The organism is Sinorhizobium sp. Y406 (genome assembly GCF_058732025.1).
Genome location: NZ_CM178974.1, coordinates 3019643 through 3037625 on the forward strand (window position 1 = coordinate 3019643; position 17983 = coordinate 3037625).

19 protein-coding genes are annotated in these 17983 nt (G+C 63.9%); 4 read left to right on the forward strand and 15 right to left on the reverse strand.

Features of this window, described 5'->3' with window-relative positions; all coding sequences use genetic code 11:
• Positions 1-175: 175 nt before the first annotated feature.
• The 10 genes from sucD to sdhC form a co-directional block, all read right to left on the reverse strand.
• Entirely contained in the window at positions 176-1078 is a 903-nt protein-coding gene (sucD, locus tag AC4P1R_RS14285) for a succinate--CoA ligase subunit alpha (RefSeq protein WP_069458701.1), read from the reverse strand.
• A 6-nt stretch (positions 1079-1084) separates the two neighbouring features.
• Positions 1085-2281: an ADP-forming succinate--CoA ligase subunit beta gene (sucC, locus tag AC4P1R_RS14290; RefSeq protein ID WP_069458702.1), complete on the reverse strand. Its 1197-nt coding sequence runs from the start codon at positions 2279-2281 to the stop codon at positions 1085-1087.
• A gap of 33 nt (positions 2282-2314) precedes the next feature.
• Positions 2315-3277 carry a malate dehydrogenase gene (gene mdh / locus AC4P1R_RS14295; protein WP_069458703.1) on the reverse strand — a complete coding sequence of 321 codons (963 nt, stop codon included), beginning with the start codon at positions 3275-3277 and terminating at the stop codon, positions 2315-2317.
• A 178-nt stretch (positions 3278-3455) separates the two neighbouring features.
• Positions 3456-4610 (reverse strand): cell division protein ZapE, encoded by a 1155-nt coding sequence (gene zapE / locus AC4P1R_RS14300; protein ID WP_069458704.1) that lies wholly within the window; start codon positions 4608-4610, stop codon positions 3456-3458.
• A 251-nt stretch (positions 4611-4861) separates the two neighbouring features.
• A complete protein-coding gene (locus tag AC4P1R_RS14305) occupies positions 4862-5401 on the reverse strand; it encodes a protease inhibitor Inh/omp19 family protein (protein WP_069458705.1) in 540 nt (179 codons plus the stop codon).
• A 165-nt stretch (positions 5402-5566) separates the two neighbouring features.
• Positions 5567-6163: a peptide-methionine (S)-S-oxide reductase MsrA gene (msrA, locus tag AC4P1R_RS14310; RefSeq protein ID WP_069458706.1), complete on the reverse strand. Its 597-nt coding sequence runs from the start codon at positions 6161-6163 to the stop codon at positions 5567-5569.
• A gap of 233 nt (positions 6164-6396) precedes the next feature.
• Positions 6397-7176, reverse strand: coding sequence for a succinate dehydrogenase iron-sulfur subunit (locus AC4P1R_RS14315; RefSeq protein ID WP_069458707.1), 780 nt, complete (start codon positions 7174-7176; stop codon positions 6397-6399).
• Between the two features lie 18 nt (positions 7177-7194).
• On the reverse strand, positions 7195-9036 hold the full coding sequence (sdhA, locus tag AC4P1R_RS14320) for a succinate dehydrogenase flavoprotein subunit (protein ID WP_069458708.1): 1842 nt from the start codon (positions 9034-9036) through the stop codon (positions 7195-7197).
• A gap of 7 nt (positions 9037-9043) precedes the next feature.
• Entirely contained in the window at positions 9044-9424 is a 381-nt protein-coding gene (sdhD, locus tag AC4P1R_RS14325; RefSeq protein WP_069458709.1) for a succinate dehydrogenase, hydrophobic membrane anchor protein, read from the reverse strand.
• Positions 9425-9436: 12 nt separating this feature from the next.
• Complete coding sequence (gene sdhC, locus AC4P1R_RS14330) at positions 9437-9829, reverse strand: succinate dehydrogenase, cytochrome b556 subunit (protein ID WP_069458710.1); 393 nt, start codon at positions 9827-9829, stop codon at positions 9437-9439.
• Between the two features lie 300 nt (positions 9830-10129).
• Here sdhC and AC4P1R_RS14335 point away from each other — a divergent pair, with 300 nt between their 5' ends.
• The gene (locus tag AC4P1R_RS14335; protein ID WP_069458711.1) at positions 10130-10780 is read left to right on the forward strand and encodes a hypothetical protein; all 651 of its coding nucleotides are present in this window, start codon (positions 10130-10132) and stop codon (positions 10778-10780) included.
• A 6-nt stretch (positions 10781-10786) separates the two neighbouring features.
• Here AC4P1R_RS14335 and AC4P1R_RS14340 read toward each other — a convergent pair whose 3' ends face one another.
• The 5 genes from AC4P1R_RS14340 to tsaD all read right to left on the reverse strand — a co-directional run bounded on the left by AC4P1R_RS14340 (position 10787) and on the right by tsaD (position 14411).
• On the reverse strand, positions 10787-11440 hold the full coding sequence (locus AC4P1R_RS14340) for a class I SAM-dependent methyltransferase (RefSeq protein ID WP_069458712.1): 654 nt from the start codon (positions 11438-11440) through the stop codon (positions 10787-10789).
• A gap of 72 nt (positions 11441-11512) precedes the next feature.
• Positions 11513-11944, reverse strand: a complete 432-nt coding sequence (locus tag AC4P1R_RS14345) for an EVE domain-containing protein (RefSeq protein ID WP_069458713.1) — start codon at positions 11942-11944, stop codon at positions 11513-11515.
• Positions 11945-11949: 5 nt separating this feature from the next.
• A complete protein-coding gene (locus tag AC4P1R_RS14350) occupies positions 11950-12243 on the reverse strand; it encodes a YciI-like protein (protein WP_069458714.1) in 294 nt (97 codons plus the stop codon).
• A 76-nt stretch (positions 12244-12319) separates the two neighbouring features.
• On the reverse strand, positions 12320-13306 hold the full coding sequence (locus AC4P1R_RS14355; RefSeq protein WP_069458715.1) for an NAD(P)H-dependent glycerol-3-phosphate dehydrogenase: 987 nt from the start codon (positions 13304-13306) through the stop codon (positions 12320-12322).
• A 10-nt stretch (positions 13307-13316) separates the two neighbouring features.
• Positions 13317-14411 (reverse strand): tRNA (adenosine(37)-N6)-threonylcarbamoyltransferase complex transferase subunit TsaD, encoded by a 1095-nt coding sequence (gene tsaD, locus AC4P1R_RS14360; protein WP_069458716.1) that lies wholly within the window; start codon positions 14409-14411, stop codon positions 13317-13319.
• 174 nt (positions 14412-14585) lie between these two features.
• Here tsaD and hemC point away from each other — a divergent pair, with 174 nt between their 5' ends.
• The 3 genes from hemC (at position 14586) to AC4P1R_RS14375 (ending at position 17878) form a co-directional block, all read left to right on the forward strand.
• Positions 14586-15515: a hydroxymethylbilane synthase gene (gene hemC / locus AC4P1R_RS14365; protein ID WP_069458956.1), complete on the forward strand. Its 930-nt coding sequence runs from the start codon at positions 14586-14588 to the stop codon at positions 15513-15515.
• Positions 15516-15518: 3 nt separating this feature from the next.
• Positions 15519-16247 (forward strand): uroporphyrinogen-III synthase, encoded by a 729-nt coding sequence (locus AC4P1R_RS14370; RefSeq protein ID WP_069458717.1) that lies wholly within the window; start codon positions 15519-15521, stop codon positions 16245-16247.
• A gap of 359 nt (positions 16248-16606) precedes the next feature.
• Entirely contained in the window at positions 16607-17878 is a 1272-nt protein-coding gene (locus AC4P1R_RS14375) for a COG4223 family protein (RefSeq protein ID WP_069458719.1), read from the forward strand.
• Positions 17879-17983 lie beyond the last annotated feature (105 nt).

Below are 17983 nucleotides of genomic sequence, written 5' to 3' on the forward strand. Positions count from 1 at the left end.
TGCCGGGATCGGGTGATCGAATGATCGGGAGACAGTCCCGATTCCGGCCTGTGTCGGCCGGAGCGGAGTGCCGGACGCCCGCTCGGTGCCCTTGCCGCATCCCGCTCCGATGCCTTCTTTGCGTCGTTCATGGCCCGACGGGGCGACTTCAGCGCCGCCCCGTCGATCGTATCGTTTAGCCCTTCAGGACCTCGACAAGCGTCTTGCCGAGGCGAGCGGGCGACGGCGAAACGCGGATGCCGGCCGCTTCCATCGCCGCGATCTTGTCTTCCGCCCCGCCCTTGCCGCCGGAGATGACGGCGCCGGCATGGCCCATGGTGCGACCGGGAGGTGCGGTGCGGCCGGCGATGAAGCCGACCATCGGCTTCTTGCGTCCGCGCTTGGCCTCGTCTTTCAGGAACTGCGCCGCATCCTCTTCCGCCGAGCCGCCGATTTCGCCGATCATGATGATCGACTTCGTCTCGTCGTCGGCGAGGAACATCTCGAGCACGTCGATGAACTCGGTGCCCTTGACCGGGTCGCCACCGATGCCGACCGCCGTCGTCTGGCCGAGACCCTCATTGGTCGTCTGGAACACCGCCTCGTAGGTGAGCGTGCCGGAACGCGACAGCACGCCGACCGAACCCTTGCGGAAGATGTTGCCGGGCATGATGCCGATCTTGCACTCGTCGGGAGTCAGGACGCCGGGGCAGTTCGGGCCGATGAGCCGCGAGGACGACTTTTCGAGCCGCGCCTTGACCTTGACCATGTCGGCGACCGGAATGCCTTCGGTGATGCAGACGATCAGCGGGATTTCCGCTTCGATCGCCTCGATGATCGCCGCAGCGGCACCGGCCGGCGGGACATAGATCACCGAGGCGTTGGCACCGGTGACCTCGCGGCCCTCGGCGACGGTCGCGAAGATGGGTAGCTGTTCGCCCTTGGAGCCGGTCCAGGTCTCGCCGCCTTTTTTCGGATGAATGCCGCCGACCATCTTGGTGCCGTGATAGGCGAGCGCCTGCTCGGTATGAAATGTGCCGGTCTTGCCGGTCAGGCCCTGAACGAGAACCTTGGTGTCTTTATTGATCAGGATGGACATGAAACCTCAGGCTCCCTTGACGGCTGCAACGATCTTCTGGGCGGCATCGTCCAGGTCATCGGCGGAGATGACGTTCAGGCCCGATTCGTTGATGATCTTCTTGCCGAGTTCGACATTGGTGCCTTCGAGGCGTACGACGAGCGGCACCTTGAGGCCGACTTCCTTGACCGCGGCAAGCACGCCCTCGGCGATGACGTCGCATTTCATGATGCCGCCGAAGATGTTGACCAGGATGCCCTTCACCGCCGGATCGGCCGTGATGATCTTGAAGGCGTGCGTGACCTTTTCCTTGGAAGCGCCGCCGCCGACGTCGAGGAAGTTCGCCGGCTCCGCGCCGTAGAGCTTGATAATGTCCATCGTCGCCATGGCGAGGCCGGCGCCGTTGACCATGCAGCCGATATTGCCGTCGAGCGCCACATAGGCGAGGTCGTGCTTCGAGGCTTCGATTTCCTTCCCGTCCTCTTCCGTCGTGTCGCGCAGCGCGACAATATCTTCGTGCCGGAAGAGCGCATTGCCATCGAAGGAGACCTTGGCGTCGAGCACGCGCAGACGGCCATTCTTCATGACGATCAGCGGATTGACCTCGAGCAGGCTCATGTCCTTCTCGACGAAGGCCTTGTAGAGGATCGGAAAGAGCTTTTCGCCGTCGGCGCGGGCTTCACCCTCAAGTTCCAGCGCGTCGGTGAGCGTCTTCAGGTTCTCGGCCGTGACGCCCGCATTGGGATCGATCGCAACGGTGACGATCTTCTCGGGCGTGTGCTCGGCAACCGCCTCGATGTCCATGCCGCCTTCTGTCGAGACGACGAAGGCAACGCGGCCGACGGAGCGGTCGACGAGGATAGAGAGATAGAGCTCGCGTTCGATGTCGGCGCCGTCTTCGATATAGAGGCGGTTGACCTGCTTGCCGGCGGGACCGGTCTGCTTCGTCACCAGCGTGTTGCCGAGCATTTCCTTGGCGTTGGCGACGACCTCTTCCACCGATTTCGCCAGCCGCACGCCGCCCTTCGCATCGGGCCCCAGTTCCTTGAACTTGCCCTTGCCGCGGCCGCCGGCATGGATCTGGCTTTTCACGACATAGAGCGGTCCCGGCAGCTTGCTTGCGGCCGCTTGCGCCTCGTCGGCGGTGAAGATCGCGACACCTTCCGCGACCGGCGCGCCATAGCCCTTCAACAGGGCCTTGGCCTGGTATTCATGAATGTTCATGGGTTCTTTCCTGTCTGATTGGCCGGACGGCGGTTAGTTCAGGCTGGGTGCAATGTTGATGCAGGCCTCGCAAAGGCCGGCGACGGCCGCTACCGACTTGTCGAAGGCTTCCTTCTCGCCCTTGTTGAGGTCGATCTCGATGATGCGCTCCACGCCGCCGGCGCCGATCACCGTCGGCACGCCGACATACATGTCGTTGACGCCATACTGGCCGGAGAGATAAGCCGCACAGGGCAGCACGCGCTTCTTGTCCTTGAGATAGGCCTCGGCCATCTCGATCGCCGAAGCCGCCGGCGCGTAATAGGCCGAGCCGGTCTTCAGGAGGCCGACGATTTCCGCGCCGCCGTCACGGGTGCGCTGGATGATCTGGTCGAGCTTTTCCTTGGTGGTCCAGCCCATCTGCACGAGATCCGGCAGCGGGATGCCGGCAACGGTGGAATAGCGGGCGAGCGGCACCATCGTGTCGCCATGGCCACCAAGCACGAAGGCGGTGATGTCCTTGACCGAAACCTTGAATTCCTCGGCGAGGAAAAGGCGGAAGCGGGACGAGTCGAGGACGCCGGCCATGCCGACGACCTTGTTCTTCGGCAGGCCTGAGAACTTCTGCAGCGCCCAGACCATGGCGTCGAGCGGATTGGTGATGCAGATGACGAAGGCGTTCGGAGCATATTTCTTGATGCCGGCGCCGACCTGCTCCATGACCTTCAGGTTGATGCCGAGCAGATCGTCGCGGCTCATGCCGGGCTTGCGCGGTACGCCGGCGGTGACGATGCAGACATCGGCGCCTTCGATTGCCGCATAGTCGCTCGCACCCGTCAGCGATGCGTCGAAACCTTCGACCGGCGAAGACTGGGCGATGTCGAGGCCCTTACCCTGGGGGATGCCGTCGGCAATATCGAAGAGGACGATATCGCCCAGTTCCTTGAGGCCGGCGAGATGCGCCAGCGTGCCACCAATCATCCCTGAACCAATAAGTGCGATCTTGTTGCGCGACATGAAAGTGCTTCCTTTGTGATCCATGATCGAGGCCTGAAACGCGGCAAACGCCAAACCTTCGGGAAAGCCCTTAACCGGCAAAGGTTAAAATATCAATCGCTTATTTTTGGTGAAGCAAATTCAATCGGTTAAACGTGAAAATTCTTACGTAAACGTAAGAGTTCTCACTGCTGTTCCGTCATAAAACGGTCAATTTTGCAGGGTGTTGGGCGGCATATTCGGCGCTCTGCATCTCGATGAGCCGCGAGACGGTGCGGTCGAACTCGAAGCCTTCCGTGCCCTTTTTCGAGGTCAGAAGGTGCTGCGGTTCGGCGACGGCCGAGGCAAAGAGACGGGCGCCCTGGTCGTATAAGGCATCGACGAGAATGATGAATCGCTTCGTCTCGTTGCGCGCCTGCGGCCCGAGATGCGGCACGTGGTCGAGGAAAATCGTCCGGTATCGCGACAGGAGCGCAAGGTAATCGGCTGCGCCGAGCGGCTGGGCGCAGAGGTCGGAAAAGGTGAAGCGGGCGCTGTCGCCGGCGGCTGCCGGCACATGGATCTTGCGGCCCTTGCGGCCGATCTCGGCGGGGACGGCCGGCGCGCCGCCCGTTTCCACGTACCAGGCGCGGTCCATCGCGGCTTCCGTTTCCGGCCCGAGCGGCGACAGCCAGACCGGCTGGCCATCCGTTTTGCCGAGGCGGTAGTCCGTCTCGGTGTCGAGCGACTTGATCTCGGTATTCGCCTTCAGGAGATCGATAAAAGGCAGAAAGAGGCCGCGGTTGAGCCCGTCGCGATAGAGCTCCGACGGCTCCACATTGGAGGTGGCGACAAGGACGCAGCCCTTGGCGAAGAGCTCGCCGAAGAGGCGCGCCAGGATCATCGCATCGGCAATGTCGGTTACAGAGAACTCGTCGAAGCAGAGAAGTCGCGCCTCTCCGAACAGTTCCGAGGCGACCGGCGGAATCGGATCGGCCTGCTTCGTCTCGCCATTCTTGAGCTTCTGCCGGTGCCTGAAGATGCGTTCATGCACGTCGGCCATGAATTCATGGAAATGGGCACGGCGTTTGCGCTCGATCGGAACCGCGTCGAAGAACATGTCCATCAGCATGGTCTTGCCGCGCCCCACCCCTCCGTGGATGTAGAGCCCCTTGACCGGTGTCTGGTGTCTCTTGCGCGCGGCGAAGAGCCAGCCGAGCGCATTGGCCTTGCGCGACGGGCGGCTCGCAAGCAGCTCCGCCGTGAGATGATCGAGCCGCCTCGCGATGGCGGCCTGAGCCGCATCATGTTCACGCTCGCCCCTTGCAACGAGCGTTTCGAGCTTGTGAAGAATACTGTCGTCAGGATTGAGCACGGTGCATCCGCCCGAAAATCGGGCCCGACTGTTGGGCCAATGCGCTACTGCATGTCTCCTTTAATCGACCTCGATTAAAGGGCAAAGACATGCTGCAATTCAAAATGCTACAGCGACCTTTACGCGTCTGATAAGACGCGCGGCGCTGTAATGCATGTCGCCCAAAAGGGCGCAGCGGTTTTGGGGCAACGGCATGCATGAAAACAAGGAACTAGAGCGCGTTGCAAGAATACGCATATACGCGATGCGCTTTAGCGGCTGAGGCTGACCGGCTGGCCGCTATTGGTCGACCCGTCGAAGCGTGCGTCCGCGGTCTTGTAGAGGCGCGCGATCGCATTGCCGTTCCGGTCCTTGAGCACGACCTGCTTGCCGGCCACTTCCCACGACCCCATGGTCGTCAGCTCACCGGCGCAGCCGCGAGTGCCGCCGCGAGAACCGCTGCCGAGATTGGTCAGCGTCAGGAACATGTCGCAGGAGCTGCCGGCGCTCGAGACACGCCAGCTTCCGACCATCGACTCCTTCGTGACGTCCAGAGCACTGGCCGCGGCGGCAACGTCGGTGCCGCCCGGCAAGCCGCCGGGCGTCGTACCGCTCGGCGCGGCCGGGAACTGCGACGTGCTGGTCGTCGGATCCGGCAGCTGACTGGAGGAGACCGATGGCACCGGCGCCGCTTGCAGGGGAGCAGGAGCGCGGGAAATCTCCTGAGAACCGAAGCCACCAAAGGATGTTCTCTGGCATCCGGCCAGCGCGAGCACAATAACAAGCCCTGCCGCCGCATGATAAACCCGCATATCTTTACCCCCGCTATTGTTCGCAGATCATGATGCAATGCGATAATAAGGGCCGAATTACAGCAAATCCACCTGACAAATCAAGGCAAGCCATTTCTGCAACGGCTGTTGCGCATGGGAAACGCTTGCCTGGCGGCCCGGTCGGGCCCGGACCGGCGATGCGCATCAGTGCCTGACCCCGGCATAGGCGCGCTCGCCCCACAGCGCCTCCACCGTTCTGTTTCTGAGGCAGCTGCTCCGGTAATACCAGTAGCGAAGCGGATTTCGTGCGGCGTAGTCCTGATGATATTCCTCGGCCGGCCAGAACCGGGCAGGCCCCTCTACGGGCGTGACGATCGGCCGCCCCAACTCGGCCTCGGCCTTGATCTTCTCCGCCCTCGCATCCATCGCCTGGGCGTCGTCGAGCGCATAGATCGCCGTCGTATAGGCAAAGCCGCGATCGCAGAACTGCCCGCCGGCATCCGTCGGGTCCGTCGTGCGGAGCAGGATGTTGACGAGTTCCGCATAGGAGACCCGGGCGGGATCGAACTTGATGCGGACCACCTCGCGGTGACCGCCCTGCTCATAGGTCTTGTAGGTCGGATTCGGGCTCTTTCCGCCGGCATAGCCGGAGATCGTCTCGAGAACGCCCGGCACGGCGTCGAAATCGGATTCCACGCACCAGAAGCAGCCGCCCGCGAAGATCGCATATTGCGGCTCGGCCGATCGCGCCGGGATGATCAGCAGAAGAAGCGCGGCTAGGCCAATGAACGGGCGCAGCATAGGCGATCTCCATCCTCCGCTGGCGCATCGGCCGAAAATCGAACCCGACTTCGGAAAGCTCCGATGCGCCGATTCAAGCATTACACCGACCTTTGCGCCGCCCTGTAATACCTATCCGCCTGGCCGCGGCTTTCAAATCACATAGCAACACGTCGGTGTGAGAGCCGTGATAAAGAAGACGGCGAGCCACCTTCGTGGCCCGCCGCCCAAATCGCCGGACCGGATGCCGACCGTCAGAACCGCCGCTCGACAAGCATCTTCTTGATCTCGCCGATCGCCTTGGCCGGGTTCAGGCCCTTCGGACAGGCCTGGGCACAGTTCATGATCGTGTGGCAGCGGTAGAGCCGGAACGGATCCTCGAGATTGTCGAGCCGCTCGCCGGTTGCCTCGTCTCTGGAATCGATCAGCCAGCGATAGGCCTGCAGCAGGACGGCCGGGCCGAGATAGCGGTCGCCGTTCCACCAGTAGCTCGGACAGGATGTCGAGCAGCAGGCGCAGAGAATGCACTCGTAGAGCCCGTCGAGCTTGGCGCGATCCTCATGGCTCTGGCGCCATTCCTTGGCCGGCGTCGGCGAAACCGTCTTCAGCCAGGGCTCGATCGACCGGTGCTGGGCGTAGAAATTGGTGAGATCCGGCACGAGGTCCTTGACCACCGGCATGTGCGGCAACGGATAGATCTTTACCGCGCCCTTGACCTCGTCCATGCCCTTGGTGCAGGCGAGCGTATTGGTGCCGTCGATGTTCATCGCGCAGGAACCGCAAATGCCCTCGCGACAGGAGCGACGCAAGGTCAGCGTCGGGTCGATGTTGTTCTTGATGTAGAGCAGCCCGTCGAGCACCATCGGCCCGCAATCGTCGACATCGATATAATAGGTATCAATGCGCGGGTTCTTGCCGTCGTCCGGATTCCAGCGATAGACCCGGTATTCACGGAAATTCATCGCGCCGACCGGTTTCGGCCAGACCCGGCCTTCGGTGATCTGCGAGTTCTTGGGAAGAGCGAGTTCAACCATATGCCTTAATCCTCGAGATCAATAGACGCGCGCCTTCGGCTCTATCTTCTTCGCATCGATGCCGTCCGCAATGAGCTCGGTGTGGACAGGGCGATAGTCGAGCCGGACCTCGCCGGCTTCATTCACCCAGGCGAGCGTGTGCTTGCGCCAGTTGACGTCGTCGCGTCCGCCGAGCGGCCCTTCCGAGTAGTCCTCACGCGCATGCGAACCGCGGCTCTCCTTGCGGGCCTCGGCGCCGTAGATGGTGGTAATGGCGTTGGCCATCAGGTTTTCCAATTCCAGCGTCTCGACGAGATCGGAGTTCCAGATCATGGAGCGATCAGTGACCTTGACGTCCGCGAGTTCCTTCCAGATCGCGGAGAGGCGGCGGCAGCCGGATTCGAGCGATTCCTGCGTGCGGAACACCGCCGCGTCGTCCTGCATGGCGCGCTGCATCTTGTCACGCAGCACCGCCGTCGGAGTTCCGCCATTGGCGAAGCGCAGCCGATCGAAGCGATCCATGATGCGATCGCAGGCAGCCGTATTGACCTCCGGCACCGACTCATTGCGGTCGATGATCTGCCCGGCGCGGATCGCCGCGGCGCGACCGAAGACGACGAGATCGATCAGGGAGTTTGAGCCGAGCCGGTTGGCGCCGTGCACCGAGGCGCAGCCCGCTTCGCCGACCGCCATCAGGCCCGGCGCGAGGCGCTCGGGGTTCTGGGCGTCGGCATTCAGCACTTCGCCCCAGTAATTGGTCGGGATGCCGCCCATATTGTAGTGGACGGTCGGCAGCACCGGGATCGGCTCGCGGGTCACGTCGACGCCGGCGAAGATCTTCGCCGATTCCGAGATGCCTGGCAGGCGCTCGTGCAGCACGGCGGGATCCAGGTGGTCGAGATGCAGGAAGATATGGTCCTTGTTCTTGCCGACGCCGCGGCCCTCGCGGATCTCCATCGTCATGCAGCGCGACACGACGTCGCGCGAAGCCAGATCCTTGGCCGAGGGGGCGTAGCGCTCCATGAAGCGCTCGCCCTCGGCATTGACGAGATAGCCGCCCTCGCCGCGCGCACCTTCGGTGATGAGACAGCCCGCGCCATAGATGCCGGTCGGATGGAACTGGACGAATTCCATGTCCTGCAGCGGCAGGCCGGCACGCGCGATCATGCCGCCGCCGTCGCCGGTGCAGGTATGCGCCGATGTCGCCGAGAAATAGGCGCGGCCGTAGCCGCCGGTCGCCAGTACGACCATCTTCGCGGCGAAGCGGTGGATCGTGCCGTCGTCGAGGTTCCAGGCGACGACGCCGGTGCAGCGGCCGTCGTCGGCCATGATCAGGTCGATCGCGAAATATTCGATGAAGAATTCGGCGTTGTTCCGGAGCGACTGGCCGTAGAGCGTGTGCAGGATCGCATGGCCGGTGCGGTCGGCCGCCGCACAGGTGCGCTGCACGGGCGGGCCTTCGCCATAGTTCTGCATGTGGCCGCCGAAGGGCCGCTGGTAGATCTTGCCTTCCTCGTTGCGCGAGAAGGGCACGCCATAATGCTCGAGCTCATAGACCGCCTTCGGCGCTTCCATGGCGAGATATTGCATGGCGTCGACGTCGCCGAGCCAGTCCGACCCCTTCACCGTGTCGTAGAGATGCCATTGCCAGCAGTCCGGCGTCATGTTCCGCAGCGAGGCGGCGATACCGCCTTGGGCCGCAACCGTATGCGAGCGCGTCGGGAAGACCTTGGTAATGCAAGCGGTCTTGAGGCCCTGCTCGGCCATGCCGAGGGTCGCGCGCAGGCCCGCGCCGCCGGCGCCGACGACGACGACGTCGAAGGCGTGGTCGACATATTGATAGGCCTTGCCGTTTGCAGCGGCTGAACTGATCGATGCCATGACGAAATTATCCTGCAAAAGCGATCTTCAGGATGGCGAAAAGACAGAGGCCGCCGATCGCGATCGCAAAAAACGTGTTGAGCATGAGGAGTGCGATCTTGGCGCCCTCGGCGTGAACATAGTCTTCGATGATGACCTGCATGCCGATCCGCATGTGGGTGAGCGCGGAGGTCACCACCAGAGCCATGACCACGGCGACGAACGGGTTCGAAAGCGCCGCGACGATATCCGCATGCGGGGCCCCGGCATAGCGGGCAACGAAGAACACGAAGAAGATCAGCAGCGGAACATTGGCGACGGCGGTCAGGCGCTGGCGCCAGAAGTGATCCGTGCCCTCCTTGGCCGAACCGAGACCGCGGACCTTGCCGAGCGGCGTGCGCATATTCATGGTGAAGCCCTTTCAGCGCGCCAGAAAACCGATGATCCAGATGAGAAGCGTCAGCGTCACCGAACCGGCGAGCGTCGCCTTGGCCATCTTCGTCGCGAAGTGCTTCTCGTAACCGTAGCCGAGGTCCCAGGCGAAGTGGCGGATGCCGCCCAGCATGTGATGCATCAGCACCCAGGTGTAGCCGAAGAGCACGATCTTGCCGATCAGCGTCCCGAACAGCCAGCTGACCCAGTCGTAATAGGCCGCACCCGAGGCAGCGGCGATCAGCCACCAGGCAACCAGAATCGTGCCGAAATAGAGTGCACCGCCCGTGATGCGGTGCATGATCGACATGACCATCGTCGGAATCGGTTTGTAAATCTGAAGATGCGGCGAAAGCGGCCGGCTTCTTGTGACATCCGTCATCGGAACCTCACGAAATGGCCGGATAAACCCCCGAAATCCATGCTTATCCGGTATCGCACCCGATTGTGCGCAATTCAGTCCTCCGGACCTTTAATCACCATATTGCTTAACGACAAGTATGTTTGCAGTGCAAAATAAATAAAATCGATTAGACGAAAAGCGGCATTTTTACGTCCGGGCGAGACATTCGCCGCCGTTAACGATGCGGCGAAAAAGCCAATCATTTCCGTGACATTTGCCCGCGATTGCCGCAGGATGCGGTTAACGTTTCGTTAACGGTGATCGGGAGGCGAGGGCAGGATGTTTCTGCTGCGAGCGGTTCATGCGACCAAAGTGCTAGTACTGGCGGTAAGCCTTGCCATGCCGGTCGGCCTGCCGGCGACGGCGGGGGATGGCCTCGCGCAAGTCCAGACGCGGGTACGCCATAACCAATTCAAGCACCGCCCGCTGCACCACGCATTTCGCAAGCCGCATGATCGTCATCGCTTCCTTGCCGGGAAACGGCGCCAGCGCTCGGTCACGACCAGCATCGGCTTTTCGTCGATCGGCTCGCGGGATTTGTTCAGCGTCGACACCAAGACCCGGCACATCCGGCTGAAGGACCGTCGGCACCGTTTCTCACGCCGAGACCGCAAGGCGCTTCCTCGCGTCATCGTCATCGGCGGCTATGCGCCCCTCTCCTATGGCAGCCATGTCGGCTATGACAGCTATGACAGCTATGAGGTGCCTTCGGTGATCCCGGGCATCGGAACCTATGCCGGCAATCTCTCCGCCTATCGCGACGAGGGCAACGGCATCTATTTCAGCCGGGCGAGCAGCTATGGCTATATCGCCGAGAACGGCTTTTATCCCCAGGCGCCGGGCAAGCGCGCGAAAATCATCGTCGTCACGCCCGGAACGAATGCCAGCGCCTGCTCCTTCGAATCGGGCGTGTGCGTCGTCCGGCCGTGAACTCTGTCATCCGGTCTCGGCGAACCGCCAGACCGTCGTCCGTTTGACTTCGCTGTCCTCGAGCGCCCGGGTCACCGGCACCTCATAGGTCGCAAGCGCCGACATCATCTCGCGCGGGCAATAGCTTCGACCCGGATCGCCGACGAGAACGGCAGCACCGGCTTGCGCCAGTGCGCCGAACCACGGTCGAAGAAGGTTGGCAAATTCCTTGTCGTAGAAAACGTCACCGGCGAGATAGACCTCCGCTTCTCGTTCCCGGCCGATGATGTTCCTGCCGAGGAAGTCGACCGCGACGCGGTTCAACTCCGCATTGAGCCGCACCGCCGTCCCCGCCCAGGGGTCGATGTCGACCGCGACGACGTCTTGCGCACCGGCCATCTTCGCGGCAATCGCCACAAGGCCGGAGCCGGCGGCGAAATCGACGACGCGGCGTCCGCGCACGCATTCCGGATGGTCGAGGACGTAGCGCGCCAGCCCCTGCCCGCCCGCCCAGGCAAAGGCCCAGAACGGCGGCGGCAGCCCGATCTCCTCCAGTTCCTCCTCCGTCTTCAGCCACAGATCATGCGCTTCGTTCGCGAGATGCAGCCGGATTTCCGGCACATGCGGCGGCGAGAGAATGCCCGTATTGGCGCGGATGAAGCTTTCGGGATCGGTCTTCAAGATAAGGGACTCTCAGAGCGTAACCCGAAAAGTGGGTACTGGTTTTCGGACAAATCACGCGGCAAAAACAAACTACTTCGGCGGATCGTCGAGTCCGCCCATGCGGCAGACCTCGATCCATTCCTCCTCGGTCACCGGCTGCACGGAAAGCCGCATAGAGGTGACGAGCGCCATATTGGCGAGCTTCGGGTTCGCCTTCACCGCCTTGAGCGAAACCGGGAGCGGCATGTCCATGACGGCGCGGATGTCGACGCAGTCCCAGCGCGGATCGCCCTCCGCCGTCGAATCCGGATGCGAAAGGGCGCAGACCTCGGTGATGCCGACGATCTCGAGCCCCTCGTTCGAATGGTAGAAGAAGCCCTTTTCCCCGAGCTGCATCGCCCGCATGTTGTTGCGGGCGAGATAATTGCGCACGCCGGTCCATTCGGTGCCCGCCTCGCCGGCATCCTTCTGCATCTGCCAGGACCACTTGAACGGTTCGGATTTGTAGAGCCAGTACGCCACCCGCCTCAAGCCTCCGGATTGTTGAAGACCCAGTTGTAGGCCTTGACCTCGACATTGGCGAAAAGCCCTGCCTTTGCGTAGGGGTCCGCTTCGGCGATCGCTTTTGCCTCTTCGATCGTCTCGGTCTTGACGATCACGAGACTGCCCGTCGGCTTGCCGTCCTCGCCGAGGAATGGCCCGGCAACCTTGAGAATGCCCCTGGCATTGAGATCCTCGAGATAGGCAAGGTGGTCGGGGCGGGTGTCGAGCCGCAATTGGAGCGCCCCCGATTTATCCGTACATAGAAGTGCGAAGAGCATCGTTCCTCCTGAAATTATCGATCGAAGTGATGGAGGCGGAGATCCGCCCAACCGTTTCTCGTTTCGCTCGCGGAAATCATTCCTGCGTGATCGGGCGCGACATCAACTGTTCGAGCGCGGTGCGCACATCGAGCTTGCCGTCGATGATCGCCGCGACCGCCTGTGTGATCGGCATCTCCACGCCAAGCTCGCCGGCCACATGCGCCGCAACGGAGGCCGCAAAGGCGCCTTCGACGAGTTCGCCGCTGCCGTCCGCGCGGCCGTTCCGGCCGAGCGCGATGCCGAAGCGCAGGTTGCGCGACTGGTGGCTCGTCGCCGTCAGCACGAGATCGCCGAGGCCCGACAGCCCGCGCACCGTGTCCGCCTCGCCACCTCTTGCCGTCACGAAGCGCGACATTTCCGCAAGGCCGCGCGCAATCAGCGCCGCGCGCGCCGAATCGCCAAGCCCGGCCCCCTCGACGATGCCGCAGGCGATCGCCAGCACGTTCTTCAGCGCTCCGCCAAGCTGCACGCCGATGCGGTCCGTCGACGGATAGAGCCGGAAGGTCGGTCCGGAAATCGCTGCGGCGAGGTTCTTCGCCAGCGTCATGTCGGATGCCGCGATCACCATTGCCGTCGGCAGGCCCTTGGCAATGTCGGCGGCAAAGCCCGGGCCGGACAGCACGGCGATCCTGTGGCCCGGCAGTTCCTCGTCGAGAACATCCGTGAGAAGCCGGCCCGTCGATTGCTCCATGCCCTTGGCACAGGTCACGATCGTTGCGCCGGCACCGATAGAGGCACCGTAGCTGCGGGCGGCGGCCCTGTGCTCCTGCGACGGCATCGCGAAAAGCACGATATCGGCATCCATGAGCACTGCCGTATCGGCGGAAAATTGAAGCCCCTTAGGCAGCGAAATGCCGGGCAATGCCGCCTCGTTGCGCCCGGTCCGGCGGCATTCCGCGGCCGTTTCCTCCCGGCGTGCGAGCAAGAGGACGTTGGCGTTCGCCCTTGCCGCCGCGACGGCGGCGAGCGCCGTTCCGAAGGCGCCCGCGCCGATGACCACGATCTTGGGATTGCCGCTCATTTTCCGTCCATCATGCCTTGGCGCCGCGCTTGCCGGAGCCGATCAATGCCTGGGCCCCGCCGTCGAGCGGCCAGCGTGAGCGCGGCGCGACCTCGAACCCGTCCGCAGGCAGCCCCGCCGCCAGCCTTTCCGCCCCCGCCCAGGCGATCATTGCCGCATTGTCCGTGCAAAGCTGGAGCGGCGGCGCAACGAAGCGAAAACCGTGCGCGTCGCAAAGCGCCTGGAGCGTCGCTCTCAGCGCCTGGTTGGCGGCCACGCCGCCGGCGACGACCAATGCGGGTTGAGCGACCGACGAATAGTCTTCTTTGAAGCGCTTGAGCCCGCGGCCGACGCGGTCCTTGAGCGTGCGCGAGATCGCGCGCTGGAACGAGGCGCAGATATCTGCGATATCGTTCTCGGTCACCGGCTCCAGCGATTGCGCCGCCTGGCGGACGGCTGTCTTGAGGCCTGAGAAGGAGAAATCGAGCCGGGCGTCGCCGACGAGCGGCCGCGGAAAATCGAAGCGCTCAGGATCGCCGGCCACCGCCGCCCGCTCGACCGCCGGCCCGCCGGGATAGGGAAGGCCGAGCAGCTTCGCCGTCTTGTCGAAGGCTTCGCCGAGCGCGTCGTCGATCGTCGTGCCCCAGCGCTCGTAGTCTCCGACGCCCTTCACCAGAATCAGCTGCGTATGGCCGCCGGAGACGAGTAGCATGAGATATGGAAAGGAAAGCCCATCCGTCAGCCGTGCCGTCAGCGCATGGCCTTCGAGATGATTGACGGCATAGAGCGGCTTTCCCGTTGCCCGGGCAATCGCCTTGCCGGTCATCAGCCCGACGATCAGCCCGCCGATCAGGCCGGGACCACTCGTCGCGGCGATCGCATCGATGTCCTTCAGCGTCACGTCGGCGCGCAAAAGCGCTTCCTCGATCAGCGTGTCCAGCGCCTCGACATGGGCGCGGGCCGCGATCTCCGGCACCACGCCGCCATAGGCGCTATGCTCTTCCAACTGGCTGAGCACCACGTCGCCCAGAATCCGGCCGCTGCCCTTCTCGTCGCGCAGCACGACCGAAGCCGCGGTCTCGTCGCAGCTTGTCTCTATGCCGAGGATGCGCAGGGGCGTGGACATACGTCGTCTACTCAATGATTGCGGTCGCGCCGAAAGGTGGGTACACCGAACTCGACAGCGCCGCGCTTCTTTCAGCCCGCCAAATGACGCTGTAACGCTTTGAAGTGCTGCATGGTTTGATCCCTGAAAAGAACCCTATTCAGGGAACCACGCAGTAACAATGGATGACCGATGATGCAAACGAAACCTTTCCGCATCGGCACGCGCGGCAGTCCGCTGGCGCTGGCCCAGACCCAGGAAACGCGCGACCGGCTGGCCGCCGCCCATGGCCTGCCGCCGGAAATGTTCGAGATCGTCGTCCTCTCGACGAAGGGCGATCGGATCACCGACCGCTCGTTGGCGGAAATCGGCGGCAAGGGCCTGTTCACCGAGGAGCTCGAGCAGCAGCTCCTGTCCGGCGAACTCGACTTCGCCGTACATTCCTCGAAGGACATGCCGACGAAGCTTCCCGATGGGCTCACCCTCTCCGCTTTCCTGCCGCGCGAGGACATTCGCGACGCCTTTATCGGCCGCACGGCGGCGAAACTCGTCGACCTGCCGCAAGGCGCAACCGTCGGCTCCTCGTCGCTGCGCCGCCAGGCGCTGATCCGGCGTCTCAGGCCCGACATCAACGTCATCACCTATCGCGGCCAGGTCGAGACGCGGCTGCGCAAGCTTGCCGAGGGCCAGGTCGACGGCACCCTGCTCGCCTATGCCGGGCTGAAGCGACTCGGCATGACGGACGTGCCAACCGAACTGCTCGATCCAGAAGTGTTTCCGCCGGCGCCTGCCCAGGGCGCGATCTGCGTCGAGAGCCGCATCGGCGACGACCGCGTCGACACCCTGCTGGCGACGATCGACGACAAGCGCACCCATCAGGCGGTTTCCTGCGAGCGCGGTTTCCTGGCGACGCTCGACGGCTCCTGCCGCACGCCGATAGCCGGCTATGCCGTATCCGAGGGCTCGCATATCCGCTTTGCCGGCATGATCCTGACGCCTGACGGTGCCACCTGCCACCGCATCGAAATCGAGGGCAAGGCGACCGAGGCGACAGAGCTCGGGCGCAGGGCCGGCGAAGAGGTCCGGGCCAAGGCGGGCCCCGGCTTCTTTTCGAGCTGGACCTGATCCGTGCGCCTGCTCGTGACCCGCCCGCAGCCGGCCGCCGAGAGGACGGCGCGGAAGCTGGAAGCGCTGGGACACGAAGTGGCCGTCCTGCCGCTAATGCAGGCGCAACATTACCCCGACGCTCTCGAGGCGTCACTCGATCGGCGCCACGATGCCCTCGCCGTCACCAGCGCCGAGGCCATCCGGGCGCTCGCCACGCTCGGCCCGGCACTTGACCCCCATCTGGCAACACCGCTCTTCGCGGTCGGCGAAGCAACCGCACGCACCGCCGCAGCGCTCGGCTTCACCGATATTCGCATCGGGCCGGGAACCGGTGAGGCGCTCGCCGCCCGGATACCCCCGGAAACCGGAACGCTCGTCTATCTCGCCGGCGCCCCGCGTGCCCTCGGCTTCGAGCAGGTGCTGACCGAGAGGAAGGTCAAGCACGTGACCGTCGAAAGCTACCGAATGGTTCCCATCGCCTACGGGCCGCAAATCCTGCCCGATCTCCTGCGTGGCGGCCCTTTCGACGCGGTGCTTCTCTATTCGCGTCAGACGGCGCGGCACTTCGCCACGCTGCTTGCGGAAGGCGGCCTCGATGCGGCGGCTTTCTCCGCGCGCTATCTCTGCCTGAGCGCGGCAGTTCAGGACGAGCTGCCGTCCGGCGCCATTGCCGATGTCGCCGCAGCGCCCGACGAGGAGCATCTGTTTGAGCTGCTTGGAAACGGAGAGAGAAGCCTGCCGCCCGCCTGATGCATGTCACTCGGGTCAGTGCAATGGTTTGGTCAACGGCATGCACGGAAGCGCGTGGCACGCTATGGGCGGAATCAGCAAAGCCGACGCCGATTTTCCGGCGGACTTTCGGGACCCGCGTAAGGTCATCTGGGCAGGTTTCGAAAGAGCGTGCCGCGGTTTCGCGATTAGAGCCTGGCAAGCAAGCAGCATTCGCGGAGTCCTCACGAAATCCTGCTTCGGCGCGAAAACGGAACTCGGGGCTTTCCCTGCAGCGCTTCCCTGATTAGGTTTGGTTGTGAGCGGGACAAGGAATACGGGACTGGCCGCCGCTCCGACGAAGAATTTGCCAAAAGGCGAGAAAACGCGAAGGGATCACCATGGTATCGGAAAAGCCGCCGCGCCGGTCGAAACCGGACAAGGAACCGTTGACGATCGACCTCGAGGCGGAACGGACGGTGACCGAAGCTGGCGCTGACGCTGATCGGGAGCCGGTCACCGACGAGCCGGCGGCCTCGAGCCGGACGCCCGTCCAGGACGAGGCGGAGCGCCCTGAGACAGAGCACGAAGGGACAGGGGACCGGGAGGCAGAGCGCCAGGAGGAAGCGGAGGCGGAACGGGCCGCCGCGGCCGCCGCCGCCTTCGACGAGGAGCCTCCGCACTTGGACAATACGGCGCCATCGGAAACCAGGACCAGACGGCCGTCCGCTTCCGGCGCGCTCGCCGCCGGCATCCTCGGCGGTCTGGTGGCGCTTGCCGGCGCCGGGGTGCTGCAATATGCCGGCTACCTCCCCGCTCTCGGACCGGAACGCGGCAACGGCACGGCGGAGCAGGAACTCAGGAGCGAAATCGAGGCCGTGAAGGCGGAGCTTCAAGCCCGGCCGCAGCCGGCACCGGTCGACATCGCTCCCCTGGAGGACCGCGTCGCGGCGCTGGAACAGACGCCCGCGACGCCGGCTGGCGAGGGTGCGCCGGCCGTGGCGGCTCTTCAGGCCGAGTTCGACAATCTGACCCAGGAAATCGCCACGCTGAAGAGCGGCCTCGCCGACGCCAGGCAGACCGCGGAGACCGAAAGATCCGAACTGGCGGCCCGCATCGATCAGGCGGAGCAGAAGCTGAATGAGCCGGCTAACGATATCCGGATGGCAAAGGCCGTTGCCATCACGGCGCTCAAGACGGCGATCGATCGCGGTGGACCTTTCCTCGCCGAACTCGATCAGCTGCGCAGCGTCGCGCCGAAGGATGAGACGGTGACGGAACTGGCCGACGACGCCCCGACGGGTGTTGCCACGCGCACGCAATTGCGGATGGAATTCCCGGCGGCAGCCTCGGCGATGCTGGACGCGCTCATCCAGCCCGCTCCGGACGAGGGAATTTTCGACCGCCTCGTTTCGAGCGCGATGTCCGGCATCCGGGTGCGTCCGGTGGGCAGCGTCGAAGGCGACACGCCGGAAGCGGTAATCGCCCGCATCGAGGACAAGCTCGACAATGGCGATCTCAAGGGCGCGTCGCTCGAATGGGCCAATCTTCCCGAGGCCGCGAAGTCCGCCGGGCAGGCGTTCAAGGGGAAGCTCGACCGGCGGCTGCATGTCGAAACGGTCATCGATGCCGCCATGGCCGAGGCCATGGCGCGCAGCGGCACGCAAGGCTAGCGCATCGGCCCGAAAATCCTGACCGATTTTCGGAAAGCCCGATGCGCAGATTTAAAGCGTTACAGCGTCCTTTGCGCGTCTGATGGGACGCGCGGCGCCGTAAGG